Origin of the sequence: Micromonospora sp. B9E7 (genome assembly GCF_039871815.1) — a bacterium.
GTDB lineage: Bacteria > Actinomycetota > Actinomycetes > Mycobacteriales > Micromonosporaceae > Micromonospora.
Genome location: NZ_JBDPLX010000014.1, coordinates 119,228 through 134,128 on the forward strand (window position 1 = coordinate 119,228; position 14,901 = coordinate 134,128).

Below are 14,901 nucleotides of genomic sequence, written 5' to 3' on the forward strand. Positions count from 1 at the left end.
GCAGTGTCCTGCGCCACCGGTGGCCGGGCGCGACACTGCTGGAATCGGGGTGTCAGAGCTGGCCGGCACGCCGGTGCCAGGGTTGGCGACACTGTGGACGCGGCGGACAGCCTCGCAATACCTCGGGCACCCGGCACGCGCGTCCTCGCCGGCCTGATTCGCCCTGGGCCGACTATTGCTCGGCTTCGACCTCGGTGCGATAGGCAGTAAAGCCGCGTCGCTGATAGTTGCGTAGTGCATTCGGATGGTCCAACGAGCATGTGTGCAGCCAAACCCTGCGTACAGCCGCAGACTCCACGGCCGCACTGTCCCAGGCTTGCCGGATGGCCAGCGTCAGCGCGTGGCCACCGAGACCCCTCCCGACATGTTCGGGTAACAGCCCAAAGGCGGTGATCTCCACATCTCCGTCAGGCTGGGGTTCCAAATTCGCAACCCCCACGGTCTCGTCCTTCAGGGTGATGAACCAGTACTGGCGCAGCGGACGACACCGCATCAGCTCCTGCCACTCTTCGTCGGTGCGAGACGCACTCCGCCACCCATAGGGGGCTCCGACCTGAGCATTGGTGGCATGCACGAGCGGCAGGTCACCGGCAACGCGCCGTAGGGAGAGTTCCGGCACCACCTTCCCAGGTCGCAGGTCCTTGGCGTTGCTCATCTCCAGGTAGGTGACGACCTTTGCCATGCAGGCAGGCTACCCATCGTTCCGAGTAGACCCCACACGAGCACTTCTACAACACGGCCTAGCTTGATCTTCAAACCTGCGACCGGGATGCATCGACCCCGGCTGAGGTCCGCTCACCGGCGGCACCCGCCCGCCAGCGTCATACCGCAGGCAGAGCTACGGCTGCTGCCCGGGTCGTGACCACCAGTTGAACGACGACCTGAGCGGAGTGGCGAGGGTGATCGAGCGCGACGAGGGGTGAGGTCGTGTCCCTACGACTGTCGCGCGCGGTTACGGCGGTGGTGGACGATCAGCGCGACCGCGCAGAGCACGGCCACCAGGCCGAACGCCGAGCTGATCCACTGGTTGCCGGCCGCGGTCGACAGCACCACGTTGGCCGCCGCGCTGACGAAGAGCACCAGCCACAGCAGCGGGCGTAGCACGCCGTCCGGCTTCTTCGGTGCGGCTACCGGGGCCTCGGTGATGCGGTACGGATCGGTCATGACACTGCCTCCTTCGGTGAAGGTTCCTCGACGCCGTCAACGCTAGGTGGGCGGTGCGGCGGGGCCGATCCCGCCAGCTCGACGACCGTGGTGCAGCAGGCTGTACCTTCCGCGCCGGGCGTTGCCGGGCGGGTTCCGCGGTGGCCTATGTTGGCGGGGGAGGTGGGTCGATGACGTACGTGCGGGCCCGGGTTCGCGCCTCGATCGACGCCCTGGAGCACCTCGCCGGAGGGCTGGGCACCGCCGCGCTGGCGCTGGGCGCGCTGCTCTGGGCGGCGATCGTGGCGGCGGCCTGCGTGGGCGGGGTGGGGCTGCTGGCGGCGCCCGGTGCGTTGCGGGCGGTGCGCTCGGTGGCCGACCGCGAGCGGGCCCGGTTGTCCCGCTGGGGTGAGCCGATCCCCACGCCGGGGCCGGTGCCGGCCGGGTTGCGGACGGCGACGCGTGATCCCTTCGTACGCCGGGAGCTCGGCTGGGTCGGGCTGTACTCGCTCGTCGGCCTGGTGACCGGGCTGGTCGGCCTCGCGCTGCCACTCTCTGCCGTGCAGTACGTCACGTTCCCGCTGTGGTACGGGCTGCTCCCTGCCGACGCCGGCGGGCCGGGGATCGTCTGGTGGCACATCGGTGGTTTGTCCGAGGCACTCGCGGTCGGGTTGTTCGGGGTGGGCTGGCTCGCCGCCGCGATCTGGTTCAGCCCGGTCCTGGCCCGTCTCCAGGCATGGCCGGGCCGGTTGCTGCTGTCTCCGCCGCCGGGTGTCGACCTGTCGCTGCGGGTGGCCGAGCTGACCGCCACCCGCGCTGCGGCGCTGGACGCCCACGCGGTCGAGCTGCGCCGGATCGAGCGGTCGTTGCACGACGGCACCCAGAACCGATTGGTCGCGGTCAACGTGTTGCTGGGTGCCGCGCGGCGGGCCGCGCGCCGCAATCCGGACCGCGCCGACAAGATCCTCGGGCGGGCGCAGGACGCTGCGGAACAGGCACTCGGCGAGCTCCGTACGGTGGTGCGCGGGATCCTGCCCCCCGTGCTGGACGACCGCGGTCTCGCCGGCGCGCTGGCGGGCCTGGCCGGCAGCTGCGTGGTGCCCTGCCGACTTGAGGTGGACGTGGCGGTGCGGTGCGCGGCCTCGGTCGAGGCCACCGCGTACTTCGTGGTGGCCGAGGCACTGACCAACGTCGTCCGGCACAGCGGTGCGAGCCAGGTGGACGTGGACGTGCGCCGCGAGCGCGGCCGGCTGCTGGTGAGCATTGAGGACGACGGGCACGGCGACGCGGACGAGACACGTGGCTCAGGGCTCGCCGGTATCCGCCGGCGGGTCGAGGCGTACGACGGCCGGATGACACTGACGAGCCCACCGGGCGGGCCGACGAGAATGGACGTGGAGCTGCCATGCGGATCGTGATCGCCGAGGACGACCCGCTGCTGCGTGAGGGGCTGGCTCTGCTGCTGCGGGCGGAGGATCTGGACGTGGTCGCCACGGCCGGTACTCCGGGCGAGTTCCTGGTCGCCGTCGACGAGCATGCGCCGGACGTCGCGATCGTGGACGTACGGATGCCGCCGACCCACACCGACGAGGGCATCGTGGCCGCAGTGGAGGCCCGGCGGCGCCGCCCCGGCCTCGCGGTGCTGGTCCTGTCGGCGTACGTGGAGCAGGCGTTCGCCACCGACCTGTTCTCGGTCGGCGCCGTCGGGCTCGGTTATCTGTTGAAGGAGCGGGTGGGCCGGGTCGAGGAGTTTCTCGCCGCGCTGCACCGCGTCGCGGACGGCGGCAGCGTGATCGACCCGGAGGTGGTGGCGCAGCTGCTCGCCCGCAACCGTCGGACGGACACGGCGCTGAGCGAGCTGTCGCCGCGTGAGCGTGAGGTGCTGGGGTTGATGGCCGAAGGGCTCGGCAACAGCGCGATCGCCGGGCGGCTGTTCGTCACCGACGGTGCGGTGCACAAGCACATCCGCAGCATCTTCTCGAAACTTCAGCTTCCACCGGACGACCATGCCGACCGCCGGGTCACCGCAGTGCTGCGCTACCTGAACGGCGATCGGCGGTAGCGCCTGCTGTACCCGGACCTGGCAGCCCGCGGGATGGCCGCCGTTCTCGCACGTCAATAGCGTTTCTGGTGCGCGCAGTCTTGCCGATGACACGGAGAGAGGCCACCAGAATGCCGGACTATCCGGGACAGACCATCGAACCGGCGGTACGCGTCGAACAACTCACCCGCGTGTACGGCGCCGGCCGTAACCAGGTGACTGCGCTTGCCGGCGTCGATGTCGGCTTCGACCGGGGCACCTTCACCGCGGTGATGGGGCCGTCGGGCTCCGGCAAGAGCACGCTGCTGCAGACCGCGGCCGGGCTCGACCGGCCCACCTCCGGTCGGGTGGTCATCGGCGGCACCGAGCTGTCAGGGCTGTCCGAGACCCGCCTGACCGAGTTGCGTCGTACCCGGATCGGGTTTGTCTTCCAGGCTTTCAACCTGATCGGCGCGCTCACCGTCGAGGAGAACATCGTGCTGCCCCTGCGCCTGGCCGGCGTCCGGCCGGACCGGGCCTGGCTGACCCAGGTGGTCGAGCGGGTCGGCCTCACCGACCGACTGCACCACCGGCCGGCCGCGCTCTCCGGCGGCCAGCAGCAGCGGGTGGCGATCGCCCGGGCGCTGGCCACCCGCCCCGAGGTGATCTTCTCAGACGAGCCCACCGGCGCCCTCGACTCGCGGACCGCGGCGGAGGTGCTGACGCTGCTTCGCGCGGTCGTGGACGAACACGGGCTGACCGTGGTGATGGTGACCCACGATCCGATCGCCGCGTCGTACGCCGACCGCGTGCTCGTGTTGGCCGACGGTGCGATCGTCGCCGACCTTCCGCAGCTCGGAGCCGCCGGTATCGCCGAGCACCTGGCGTCGCTGGATCGGCGGGTCCTCCGATGATCGGCCTCGCCGCCCGCCTGCTGCGGCACCGTGCCGGCCCGGCCGCCGCGACCCTGCTGGCCCTGATCGCCGGCGTGCTGATCCTGGTGGCGATGGGCACCCTCGTCGAGTCCGGGTTGCGTTTCCGCACGGAGCCACGGCTCTGGGCCACGGCCGACGCGGTCGTCGCCAACCGCACGGTCAGCCACACGTTCAAAGAGTTCGGCGGCGACACCACCACGAGCACCGTCACGCTGCCCGAGGGCGGCACGGTGGACGCGGCCCTGGTGGACCGGATCCGCCAGGTACCGGGCGTCGCGGCCGTCACCGGCGACGAAGGGGTGCTGATCGGCTCCCCCGCTGCGGTGGGACACGGCTGGGACACGTACGCCTTCACCGGTCGTCCCATCGCCGCGGGCGCCGCGCCACGGGCCGACGACGAGGTGCTTGTCGACACCCGTCTCGGCGTGGCGCCGGGCGACCGCATCGACCTGGTCGTCGGCGGGGTCAGCCGGTCGTACCGGGTGAGCGGAACCGCCGAGACCGGTTCGGCGGCGGTGTTCTTCACCGACGCCCAGGCCGCCCGGTTGTCCGCCCACCCGGGCCGGGTGGATGCAATCGGCGTACGGATGGTCCCCGGCGCCGACCTCGGCGCGGTACGCGAGATCGCGTCGGCGGCCGGCGCCACGACGTACGCCGGGAAAGACCGTGGGAACGTCGAGCAGTCGGAGGACCAGGCCGCCCAGACGTTGCTGATCGAGGTCGGATCGGTTTTCGGGGGGTACGTCGTCCTGCTGATCGTCTTCGTGGTGGCCGGCACCATCGGGCTGTCCGTCCGGCACCGTCGACGTGACCTGGCGTTACTACGCGCGGTCGCGGCCACGCCGGGGCAGGTGCGTCGGATGCTGGTCGCCGAGGCCGCGCTACTCGCGCTGATCGGCTCCGCGATCGGCGGCCCGGCCGGCCTGCTGGCGGCCCGCTGGGTGCACGGCGAGTTGGTCGGGCGGGGGTTCGTGCCGGCCAGCTTCCCGATGGCCGACGGCCTGCTCGCGGTGCCGGCCGCGGTCGGCACGGCGGTCCTCGTGGCGGTGCTCGCCGCGGTGGTCGCCGCACGCCGGATCACCGGGATCAAGCCGATCGAGGCGCTCGGCGAGATCGCTGTCGAGCCTCGGCGTAGCGGCCGGGTGCGGCTGATCGCCGGCGTTCTGACGCTGGCGGCGGCCGGCACCTCCGGGGCCTTCACGCTCGGTGCCACCGGGTCGACCGGGGCACTGGCCGGCGCGGTCGGCATGCTGTACCTGTTCGTCATCGCGGTGGCGTTGCTCGCACCGAGGATCAACGCGTACGCGGCACGCCTGCTCACACCGTTGTTGCCGCGGATGTGGCGGATCAGCGGCTACCTGGCCGCGGCAAATCTGCGGGCCAACGCGCAGGGCATGGCGACCGTCCTGACCGCCCTCGTGCTGTCCGTGGGGTTCGGCGGCTCGGTCTGGTTCCTGCAGACCAACCTGGAACGGCAGACCACCACGCAGAGCAGCGCGGGAACCCTCGCCGAGCGGGTGCTTGTCGCTCCGGGTGGGCTGCCGGCGGACGCGGCGCGGGAGATCCGCGCGTTGGCCGGGGTGCAGGCGGCCACCGGTGTGCGCCGGACGCAGGTGGTGGTGCGGGCGTTCGGCGGAATCGAGCCGGTCAGCGCGCAGTCGGTCGACCCGGCTGGCATCACGTCGACGATGGACCTCGCCGTGCGCGAGGGCAACCTGGCCGACCTGCGCGCTGGCACGGTCGCCCTGTCTGCGATGCAGGCGTCCTCGTCCGGCTGGGACGTCGGCGACCAGGCGGAACTCTGGCTGGGCGACGGCACCCCGGTCACGTTGGACGTCATCGCGATCTACGGCCGTGGCCTCGGCTTCGGCGACGTCACGCTGGCCGCCGAGACCGTCGCCGGGCACACCGCCGGGGATACCGACGACGAGGTCCTGGTCAGCGCCGGCCCGGAGGCCGACACCGCGTTGGCCACCTGGTCGGCCGGGCATCCGGGCACCCAGGTTCTCGACGCCGCCACCCGGACCCGCCTGCTCAGCACCGATCTGGCGTTCGGCGCGTGGCTGAACCGGCTGCTGATCGGCGTGATGGTGGGGTACGCGGCGCTGGCGGCGGCGACCACGATGGTGCTGGCCGCGCTGGCCCGCCGCCGCGAGTTGGCGTTGCTACAACTGGTCGGGGTCACCCGCCGTCAGATTCGGCGGATGGTCCAGGCCGAACAGGCCGGGCTGCTCGGCACCGCGGTGCTGATCGGCGCGACCATCGCGGCGCTGACCCTGAGCGCGATCGTCAACGGACTGACCGGCAGCCCGATCCCGTACGTCCCGCCGCTCGGCTGGGCGGCGGTGCTCGGCGGCACGACACTGCTGGCGTTGGCAACCACTGTGTGGCCCGTCCGACGGCTGCTCAGCGCACCTCCGATCGACAACATCGGGGTGAAGGAGTAGGCCTCGCGGCTCGAACATCGGCGACCGTGCCGCCTCCGCGTAGATCGCTGAGGCGGCACGGTCCCCGCTACGGGTAGACCCAGGGCCGTGGCAAAGTCGTGGCGGCGGCCTTGGCTGGCACCGATCGGCATTCGACGCCACGCTGACACCCTCACAGTGTGGGAGCAGAACGGCAGGTTGGTCGTCATCGACCTCACGCTCCGCCAGGCCGTCGCTCGCCTGCGGACGCGTCTCTAGGTCGGAAGACTTCACGGGGCCAGCCTCGTCCTGATCGCCGGCTCGTTACCGCGGATCGTCAAGCGCTTCCATGCCAGGCAGTCTCGAACGAGCCCCTCCCCTTGCGCGACCATCGGCGGTTCCACCAAGCGTCGATCGGCGGACCAGACGGGGGTCCCGCGAGATTGGGCGCGCGGTGCGCACGGACCGTTGCTTCAAGAGATCACCTGCGGCACCATGATCGCGATGACTAAGCACCTGGACTGGGTAAACCGCTACGTCGCCGGGCAGCAAGATCGGGTATGGCATGAGATGCGGCAGCTTGGCAACCGCGTGCGTGAACCAGGCTTCGCCCCAGAGGCGCAGGCGGTATGCGACGAGATGGCCCGCCGAGCCCGGAGCAACATCGAAACACTGGTCGCGCGCCTGCGCGAGCAGGGCTACCGATTCCACCAGAACGACGACGACCAGACCCCGACGGAGCCATACACGCCACCCGGCCCGAAGGCGGAAGAGTTCCTTCACTGGCTGGAACAGCGTCTCGGCCCACTCCCGATGGTGCTGTCGTCGTGGATCCGCATCGTGGGCGACGTGTGGCTGGTCGGAACGCACCCGCGGTGGCCCAGCTCGGCAGCTGCGGACCCGCTCGTGCTGGAGTTGGCGGGTTCCCGCTACCCGGACAGCGACATCCGCGAGTACTTTGCGGACGAAATCGAGGCATGGCAGGAAGACCAGGACGAGCTGTTCCTCCTGCCCGTCGCGCCCGACCACTTCCACAAGGACAACGTGAGCGGCGGTGGCCCCTACGGCATCATCCTCCCCGACGCATCCGCCGACGCGTACTTCGTAGGCGAGGCCCGCATGCCCCTGGTGGCCTACCTGAACTGGACCTTCCGGCACGGTGGCTTCCCCCGGCCCACCGGAGACCAAGCACAGTGGCAAGTCATCCACCAGCTGAGAAAAGGCCTCCACCGCCTCTGACGAACGCAAACGACACCTTCCCGGCCGCAACCCGAACCACGGACGGCATAACGACCTGGACGATGACGAGATCTTCGTCGAGGTCGACGCAGCATGGTTCCTCACGGCGCTGGGCCTGGGGTCACGGGCGGATACGAATAACCGCATCAATGAGATTGCACCGAACCGCCACCGAGTAGCCCACCCGCCGGCCCGGCGTGCGACGCTCAAGGTCCGCGACCAACGGGCCACGCCGCGTGGCCCCCGGCCACTACCGCCATACCCGCACAATCCCGGCATGACAGCACGGCATCCCCCAATCCCACATCCCTTGTGCCCGGAGGAACGCAGACCATGGACCACGCATCTCAGCTCATCCAGGAGCGGAGTGCCCCACCGGCCACGCTGGTGATCTTCGGTGCCTCCGGTGACCTGACCCGGCGTAAGCTGCTGCCCGCAGTCGAGAGCCTGGCTCGGCACGAGCGGCTCCCGGACCAGTTCGCGCTGGTCGGCGTCGCGCGCACGTCGATGACCGACGAGCAGTTCGCCGAGAGCGCCCTCGGCGACCGCACCCTCGCCAGCAAGCGCCAACTCCAGGGCGGCGTGCGGTACGTGGCCGGCGGCTACGACGACCCGGAGACCTACAAGCGGCTTGTGGAGACCCTCGACGAGTTGGACGCACAGCGGGGCACGTCCGGCAACCGGCTCTTCTACCTGTCCACCCCGGCCGGGGCCTTCGAGCCGGTGATCAACGGACTGGCCGGTGTCGGGCTCAACCAGCCACGCGAAGGCTCCTTCTCCCGCCTGGTCATCGAGAAGCCGTACGGGCGCGACCTGGTCACGGCCCGCGAGCTCGACGGCGTCGTGCACAGCGCGTTCGACGAGCACCAGGTCTTTCGTATCGATCACTATCTGGGCAAGGACACCGTCCAGAACGTGCTGGCGCTGCGCTTCGCGAACTCGATCTTCCAGCCCATCTGGGATCGCTCCTGGGTCGACCACGTGCAGATCACCGTCGCCGAGACCCTCGGCGTCGGCAGCCGCGGCGGCTTCTACGAGGACGCCGGCGCGATGCGGGACATCGTGCAGAACCACGTGCTCCAGGTCCTCGCGCTGGCACTGATGGAGCCACCGGCCTCATTCGAGGCTGAGGGCCTGCGCAACGAGAAGGTGAAGCTGCTGCAGGCGATCCGGCTCCCCACCGACCGGGACATCGCCGAGGCCGCGGTCCGGGGACAGTACACCCGGGGCGGCACCCGCGAGGAACTGATGGCCGGCTACCGCGAGGAGGCCGGCGTCGACCCCCTGTCGCGGACCGAGACCTACGCCGCCATGCGGCTCAACGTGGACAACTGGCGCTGGGCCGGGGTGCCGTTCTACGTACGCACCGGCAAGCGCCTGCCGGCCCGGCTCACCGAGGTGGCACTGCAGTTCCAGCGGCCGCCGCACCTACCGATCCCGACCGACCAGCTCACCGGCCTCGATGCTGACGCACTGATCCTGCGGATCCAGCCGAACGAGGGCATATCGCTGCGCTTCGGTGCCAAAGTGCCGGGCCACTCCTTCCGCGTCCGCACCGCCACGATGGAGTTCTCCTACGACCAGACGTTCGCCGAGGAGTCCCCGGAGGCGTACGAGCGTCTGCTCCTGGACGCGCTGATCGGTGACGCGTCGCTGTTCATCCGCAGCGACGAGGTGCAGCAGTGCTGGCGGATCGTCGACCCGATCATCGACAACTGGGAGAAGGACAATTCGCCGATCCCCACCTACGAGGCCGCCTCCTGGGGCCCGACCGACGCCGACCGGCTCATCGGCCGGCACGGCCGCAAGTGGCGCAACTCCGCGTGACCCCGCCACAACGAGTGTGACCGCGCTGCCGAGCCCGATCGATTGGTCTTACCATCGACGCGCAGCGCGGCCCTCTCAGTGAGCCGGTCATCGAAGGCGATGGCCGGCGGTCCTGGGCGGGGCAGTGACTCTGGAACCGGAGCCGGTCACCTGTCGACGTCTGTGCGCTCCGCCGCGAGGCCAGCGCTGGGGCCGCCAAGGCGCTGAGCCGGCAGACCACGCGTGATGTCCAGGCGGCAAGCGGGCCGACGGCCTCGTACAGGTAGCGCCACACGGTGGTCACCGCCACTGCGGGGCCGGCCGCGGGGCGGCTGAGCGTGTCGCCGTTGGCAGGTGGGCCAGGGCCGTCAGCGCCTGCTGTTGCGCGGGCGGCCGGCGCCGCGTCCACCGAGTGCGTGGCGTCGGTCTCGGATCAGCTCGGTCAGGCGGGCCGGGCTGCGCTTCGCCAACATGAACGGCGACGGCAAGGACGGCTACCTCGTCATCGATGACGCAGGACGGGTCTACGTCTGGCTCAACGCGTACCGCGACTCACGCTTCGGCTGGAGGTTCGACGGCCTGGTCGCGTCGGGCGTCGGCGTCTCCGGTTCCCGGGGTCCGGTTCGCCGACCTCAACGGCGACCGCAGGGCCGACTACCTCGTCGAGGATCCAGGCGGGCAGATCCGCGCGTGGACGTTCAACGGCTACTACGTGATCCAGAAGGCGCCGGACACGCCCATGTCCGGCACCCCGACCACGCCGGACGTCGATATCGACCTCGACCCCTGCGTACTGGTCCTGAACATCAACCGGGGCCCCTGCGACACATAATGACGCCACCCCGCGTCGGCAGCGGTGGGTGGGAGCCTGCCCCCACCCACCGCTGCCCCGCCGCCGGCGCGCGCCTGCATCGACAGCGCCGGCGTGTCGCCGCGAGCCTCCGCGGCAGCCGGCCCCGTCTGTCCGCACCTGCCTGACCAAGCTCGCCCGTACGCCGACACACGCCAGACCATGGTCCTCGAAGAGTCGGAGCCGGGGGCCCCGGCACGGGCAACGTCCCCCGCGCCTCCACCCGAGAGCGCGGTCGAAGGCGATGAGGTCCAGTCATCGGTACCGGCCGTCGTAGCGGACTCGGCTCCGGGTATCCGTGAAGCTGACGCCCACCGGCACTCCGTCCTCGACGATCCACCGAACCGTGTACGCCGCCCGATAAGTCGGCGGCCAGAATGAAGCGAAGGTCCCGTCACCCGTGACAGACCACTCGCCAACTGACGGCAGGCCTCCGTCGACGTAGGTCGTTCGACCATCCGCCGCGAACGATTGAGTTGCACCGTCTTGGAACACAAGCTGTGCGGCGGTCAGGGCGGCAATCATGTCCACCGCATCGACCGGCTGACCATCGACAACGTCCCCACCGGAGGGAATAGGGCCCATCGAACGCTCCTGACACTGGGAAGACACTGGCCGCCGACATCTCGCGGCGGCGACGACATAGCGAGTGATCAACTCGGAACAACCCTGAGCCGCACTCTCCATGGACGCTATAGTCCATCATAGTCCCGCTACGGCGACATCCGGCCAGACCAGGACGCACTGCAGCGACCGTCAGGCGCACTGCTGCTTCAGATCCATTGACGGCCAGCGGGAGAGCTTGCCGGCCGACACCACGTCAGTATAGGCTGGACGAGATGGTCCAGTTAATTTACGCGGGATTGCGGGCGACCACGTCCTCACTGCGGAGAATCTCATCACCGGGGCACTCGCTGATGTTGACGTCGCGGGCGGGTGCCACATCGACATCCCTCGGCCGAGTGGAAGCACGGGTCGCAGAGGGATCGCGGCTACCCGGCCACCTGGGGAGGAACGCATGGCAGTGATCACACGCGGCTTCGGCGGCCGCAGACGCGACGACGCCGACCTCCCGCCTGGCCAGTACCGCACGGACGATTTCCCGGTACTGTCGGCGGGACCGACACCGCGCATCGGCCTCGACGAGTGGGAGCTCGCCGTCGTCACCGAGACCGGCGAGCGGAGCACGTGGTCATGGGCGGAGTTCACCGCCCTTCCTGCCGACGAGCCGACCGTGGACATCCATTGCGTCACGCGCTGGTCGAAGTTCGGCACGAGCTGGCGAGGCGTCTCCGTGGACACGTTGCTGGCCGACGTCGAGACTTCGGCCGAGTACGTCGTCGCCCACTCCTACGGCGGCTACACCACGAACCTCCCTCTCGAGGAGCTTCTCGACGGCCGGGCCTGGGTGGCGTACGAGTTTGACGGCGAGCCGCTGGCTCCGGTGCACGGCGGGCCAGCTCGTCTCCTCGTACCTCACCTGTACTTCTGGAAGAGCGCGAAATGGCTGCGCGCTCTGGAACTGCGTCTCGACGACGAGCCCGGGTTCTGGGAGACAGCCGGCTACCACAACGACGGTGACCCATGGCGCGAGCAGCGGTACCAGGCAGACTGAGCTGGCAGCCGGCGACCGTCGCCGCGACCCGGGCGGAGTCTGCGACGGCGCGGACCCTGGTCCTCGACGTTGACGGCTGGACAGGTCACGTGCCGGGCCAGCACGTCGACGTCCGGTTGACGGCTCCCGACGGCTACACGGCGCACCGCAGCTACTCGATCTCGTCCGCGCCGGGGCCTGACCGGCTGGAGGTGACCGTCCAGGCGGTGACCGACGGTGAGGTCTCGCCGTACCTCGTCGACGTTGCAGAGCCAGGTGACCAACTTGAGATCCGTGGGCCGCTCGGCGGCTGGTTCATACGTCGATCCGCCGACCCGCGCCCGGCGTTGCTGATCGGCGGCGGGTCCGGCGTGACGCCCCTGATGTCGATGGTGCGCGCGGCGACGAATCCCACCAGGCTGCTCTACTCGACCCGATCCCCGGCCGATGCGCTGTTCTCTGCGGATCTCGCAACTGCAGAAGCCGCAGGCGATGGTCGCTTCGCAGTCGCATACGCCTACACGAGAGCCGCGCCCCCTGGCTGGCCGGCCCCACCCCGACGACTGGACGCGGATGCCCTTGCCCGCGTCGCCTGGCCCCGCGAGGCCGACGCTGTGACGTTCGTCTGCGGGCCTACCGGATTCGTCGAGACCGTGGCCGACCTCCTCGTCGAGATCGGCCACCTTCCCACGAACATCCGCACCGAACGTTTCGGACCTACCGGAGGATGACCATGTCGACCACCCATGTCGGAGCAGACGACGCACCCTGGGTCGACGGTAACGCCCTCGCTGGACCGCTTGGCGAGATCATGGGGACCGACCTCACCGTTGCCGAGCTCACCTGCGCCGGTTGCCGGACGACTCGTCCACTGGCCGCGATGCGCGTGTTCGACCGAGCGCCCGGCCTCGTCGCCCGATGTCCCGGCTGCGGGGACGTCGTCATGCGCGTGGTGCGCATGGCCGGCCGGGTCCTGGTCGACCTGCGTGGATCGCTTGTCGTCAGCCTCCCGGTGCGGACTGCCTGAGCGTAAGGTTCAGGCTTCCGCAGCGGCGGGATACATCGCGTGAAGGCCAGGTGGGCGCCGGCGACGCCGCGATGCGCTCGGCAAGCTCATCGGCGCCACGCTTGCACAGCGCCAATTGGCCAAGACGCGCAAGCCTCGCTGCATCCAGCCCTCGTCCGCAGTGGCACGGGGAGCAGATTTCCGTTTCGCAGCATTGACGGCGCCAAGCCTCGGCGCTGTGCCACCACGCTGATCGGTTACGGTTGGGACGCGAGGATGTCGCCGAGAGCGGCGGGGACGGTTGTCGAACCCGACGCCGACGGGCCGAGTCGGGCACCTCGGCGCTACCGGAAGCACCCCGTCGGACATCCCGAACCCAGCTACGGTAAGACTGGTCTGCCAAGTCCGTTGTTGCGGCGCATAGCTGCTGCTGCGCCTGCACGGGAAGTGCCAGATCAGCAAGGCTGCTTCCTGGCATCGACTACGCTTGCGTTCTGGACTCAGAGGTCCACGTAATGCGGAGGCTGTGGGAATATAGCCAACCCGGAGAGTGTCTGTACTTGCGTGTCCAGGTGAGCTCCACCTGGCTCCGCAGCCATGTGCCGCAAGGCCGTGAAGGGAGAGCTGTGCCCCAGCAGACCCCGTACCGCAAGAACCCGGAGACCGTTTCGCGGCTCGACCCGGAGCAGTACCGCGTGACCCAGCAGGACGGCACCGAGCGCCCGTTCGCCAACGCCTACTGGGATAACCATGAGCCCGGCATCTACGTCGACGTCGTCTCCGGCGAGCCGCTGTTCGCATCGGTCGACAAGTACGACAGCAACTCCGGCTGGCCGAGCTTCACCAAGCCGATCGCCAGGACGAACGTCGTCGAGCACGAAGACTCCAGCCACGGGATGATCCGGACTGAGGCCCGCTCGCTGCACGGGGACAGCCACCTCGGCCACGTCTTCAACGACGGTCCCCCCGACAAGGGCGGACTGCGCTACTGCATCAACTCCGCGTCGTTGCGGTTCATCCACCTCGACGACCTGGAGAACGCAGGCTACGGCGAATACCGCACCCTGTTCACGAGTGACACCAACACTGACACACCGACGACAAGCAAGGAGACGACGTGACCACCGAAAAGGCGATCCTCGCCGGCGGCTGCTTCTGGGGCATGGAGGAGTTGTTCCGCCGCCAGCCCGGCGTCGTGACCACGCGTGTCGGCTACAGCGGTGGCGACGTCCCGAACGCCACCTACCGCAACCACGGCACCCACGCGGAGTCCATCGAGGTCGTCTACGACCCCGACAAGACCGACTTCCGCGCGCTGCTCGAGTTCTTCTTCCAGATCCACGACCCTTCGACGAAGAACCGCCAGGGCAACGACATCGGCACCAGCTACCGCTCGGCGATCTTCTACACCACCGACGAGCAGAAGCGAGTCTCCGAGGACACGATCGCCGACGTCGACGCCTCGGGCCTGTGGCCCGGCAAGGTCGTCACCGAGGTCACCGCGGCAGGCGACTTCTGGGAGGCCGAGCCTGAGCACCAGAACTACCTGCAGACCTACCCCAACGGTTACACCTGCCACTTCCCCCGCCCCGGGTGGAAGCTCCCGAAGCGGGCGACGGCCTGACACCCCCGGCGCCGAGCCGCGGGGCAGGTCTTGGGCGTCCCCATGGCGGTGCCAGTAAGGGTGGCCCGAGCGGTGCCGATGGGGACGATCGGATCAGCGATCGTGCATCTTCGAGAGCGAAGAAGATGTGCGCATGCGGCTTATCCTGCGGCTCCGGCCGCACTGACCGAGGAAACGCATCGGGGCCACGGCGAGGACTAAATCGTCCAGAAAAGTCGCCTATCGACGATCTCGCGGACATAGCACGCGTTCGATCAAGATGCGACGCAGGCGTTCATC

Annotated in this window: 14 protein-coding genes and 1 pseudogene; 12 read left to right on the forward strand and 3 right to left on the reverse strand. The window is 69.5% G+C overall.

Translation table 11 applies throughout. The features are described from left to right. Window positions 1-172: 172 nt before the first annotated feature. Both ABGB10_RS22070 and ABGB10_RS22075 read right to left on the reverse strand, forming a co-directional pair. A complete protein-coding gene (locus tag ABGB10_RS22070; RefSeq protein ID WP_347662792.1) occupies window positions 173-682 on the reverse strand; it encodes a GNAT family N-acetyltransferase in 510 nt (169 codons plus the stop codon). A 251-nt stretch (window positions 683-933) separates the two neighbouring features. Continuing rightward, entirely contained in the window at window positions 934-1,164 is a 231-nt protein-coding gene (locus ABGB10_RS22075; RefSeq protein WP_347662793.1) for a hypothetical protein, read from the reverse strand. Window positions 1,165-1,334: 170 nt separating this feature from the next. Between ABGB10_RS22075 and ABGB10_RS22080 the strand changes: the two genes are divergently transcribed. The 6 genes from ABGB10_RS22080 (at window position 1,335) to zwf (ending at window position 9,569) form a co-directional block, all read left to right on the forward strand. Continuing rightward, window positions 1,335-2,561: a sensor domain-containing protein gene (locus tag ABGB10_RS22080; RefSeq protein WP_347662794.1), complete on the forward strand. Its 1,227-nt coding sequence runs from the start codon at window positions 1,335-1,337 to the stop codon at window positions 2,559-2,561. Beyond that, window positions 2,549-3,205: a response regulator transcription factor gene (locus ABGB10_RS22085; RefSeq protein WP_347662795.1), complete on the forward strand. Its 657-nt coding sequence runs from the start codon at window positions 2,549-2,551 to the stop codon at window positions 3,203-3,205. The genes ABGB10_RS22080 and ABGB10_RS22085 overlap by 13 nt, the downstream gene beginning before the upstream one ends. 110 nt (window positions 3,206-3,315) lie before the next feature. Next, window positions 3,316-4,077 (forward strand): ABC transporter ATP-binding protein, encoded by a 762-nt coding sequence (locus ABGB10_RS22090; protein WP_347662848.1) that lies wholly within the window; start codon window positions 3,316-3,318, stop codon window positions 4,075-4,077. Further along, the gene (locus ABGB10_RS22095; protein WP_347662796.1) at window positions 4,074-6,545 is read left to right on the forward strand and encodes an FtsX-like permease family protein; all 2,472 of its coding nucleotides are present in this window, start codon (window positions 4,074-4,076) and stop codon (window positions 6,543-6,545) included. The genes ABGB10_RS22090 and ABGB10_RS22095 overlap by 4 nt, the downstream gene beginning before the upstream one ends. Window positions 6,546-7,007: 462 nt before the next feature. Further along, window positions 7,008-7,742, forward strand: coding sequence for a hypothetical protein (locus tag ABGB10_RS22100; protein WP_347662797.1), 735 nt, complete (start codon window positions 7,008-7,010; stop codon window positions 7,740-7,742). A 333-nt stretch (window positions 7,743-8,075) separates the two neighbouring features. Beyond that, window positions 8,076-9,569, forward strand: coding sequence for a glucose-6-phosphate dehydrogenase (gene zwf / locus ABGB10_RS22105; protein WP_347662798.1), 1,494 nt, complete (start codon window positions 8,076-8,078; stop codon window positions 9,567-9,569). Window positions 9,570-9,801: 232 nt separating this feature from the next. On the opposite strand, the pseudogene ABGB10_RS22110 reads toward zwf, so the two are convergent. Next, window positions 9,802-10,021, reverse strand: a pseudogene (locus ABGB10_RS22110) (IS5/IS1182 family transposase); the annotation flags it as partial. Window positions 10,022-10,056: 35 nt separating this feature from the next. Here ABGB10_RS22110 and ABGB10_RS22115 point away from each other — a divergent pair. The 6 genes from ABGB10_RS22115 to msrA all read left to right on the forward strand — a co-directional run bounded on the left by ABGB10_RS22115 (window position 10,057) and on the right by msrA (window position 14,622). After that, entirely contained in the window at window positions 10,057-10,380 is a 324-nt protein-coding gene (locus tag ABGB10_RS22115; protein ID WP_347662799.1) for a hypothetical protein, read from the forward strand. A gap of 1,036 nt (window positions 10,381-11,416) precedes the next feature. Continuing rightward, window positions 11,417-12,013 (forward strand): sulfite oxidase-like oxidoreductase, encoded by a 597-nt coding sequence (locus ABGB10_RS22120; RefSeq protein WP_347662800.1) that lies wholly within the window; start codon window positions 11,417-11,419, stop codon window positions 12,011-12,013. Further along, complete coding sequence (locus tag ABGB10_RS22125; RefSeq protein ID WP_347662801.1) at window positions 11,983-12,723, forward strand: FAD-binding oxidoreductase; 741 nt, start codon at window positions 11,983-11,985, stop codon at window positions 12,721-12,723. Before ABGB10_RS22120 ends, ABGB10_RS22125 begins: the two co-directional genes overlap by 31 nt. Next, on the forward strand, window positions 12,720-13,019 hold the full coding sequence (locus ABGB10_RS22130) for a DUF6510 family protein (protein ID WP_347662802.1): 300 nt from the start codon (window positions 12,720-12,722) through the stop codon (window positions 13,017-13,019). Before ABGB10_RS22125 ends, ABGB10_RS22130 begins: the two co-directional genes overlap by 4 nt. A gap of 605 nt (window positions 13,020-13,624) precedes the next feature. Continuing rightward, window positions 13,625-14,119: a peptide-methionine (R)-S-oxide reductase MsrB gene (gene msrB / locus ABGB10_RS22135; RefSeq protein WP_347662849.1), complete on the forward strand. Its 495-nt coding sequence runs from the start codon at window positions 13,625-13,627 to the stop codon at window positions 14,117-14,119. Continuing rightward, window positions 14,116-14,622, forward strand: coding sequence for a peptide-methionine (S)-S-oxide reductase MsrA (gene msrA, locus ABGB10_RS22140; RefSeq protein ID WP_347662803.1), 507 nt, complete (start codon window positions 14,116-14,118; stop codon window positions 14,620-14,622). Before msrB ends, msrA begins: the two co-directional genes overlap by 4 nt. The last annotated feature ends 279 nt before the right edge of the window (window positions 14,623-14,901 follow it).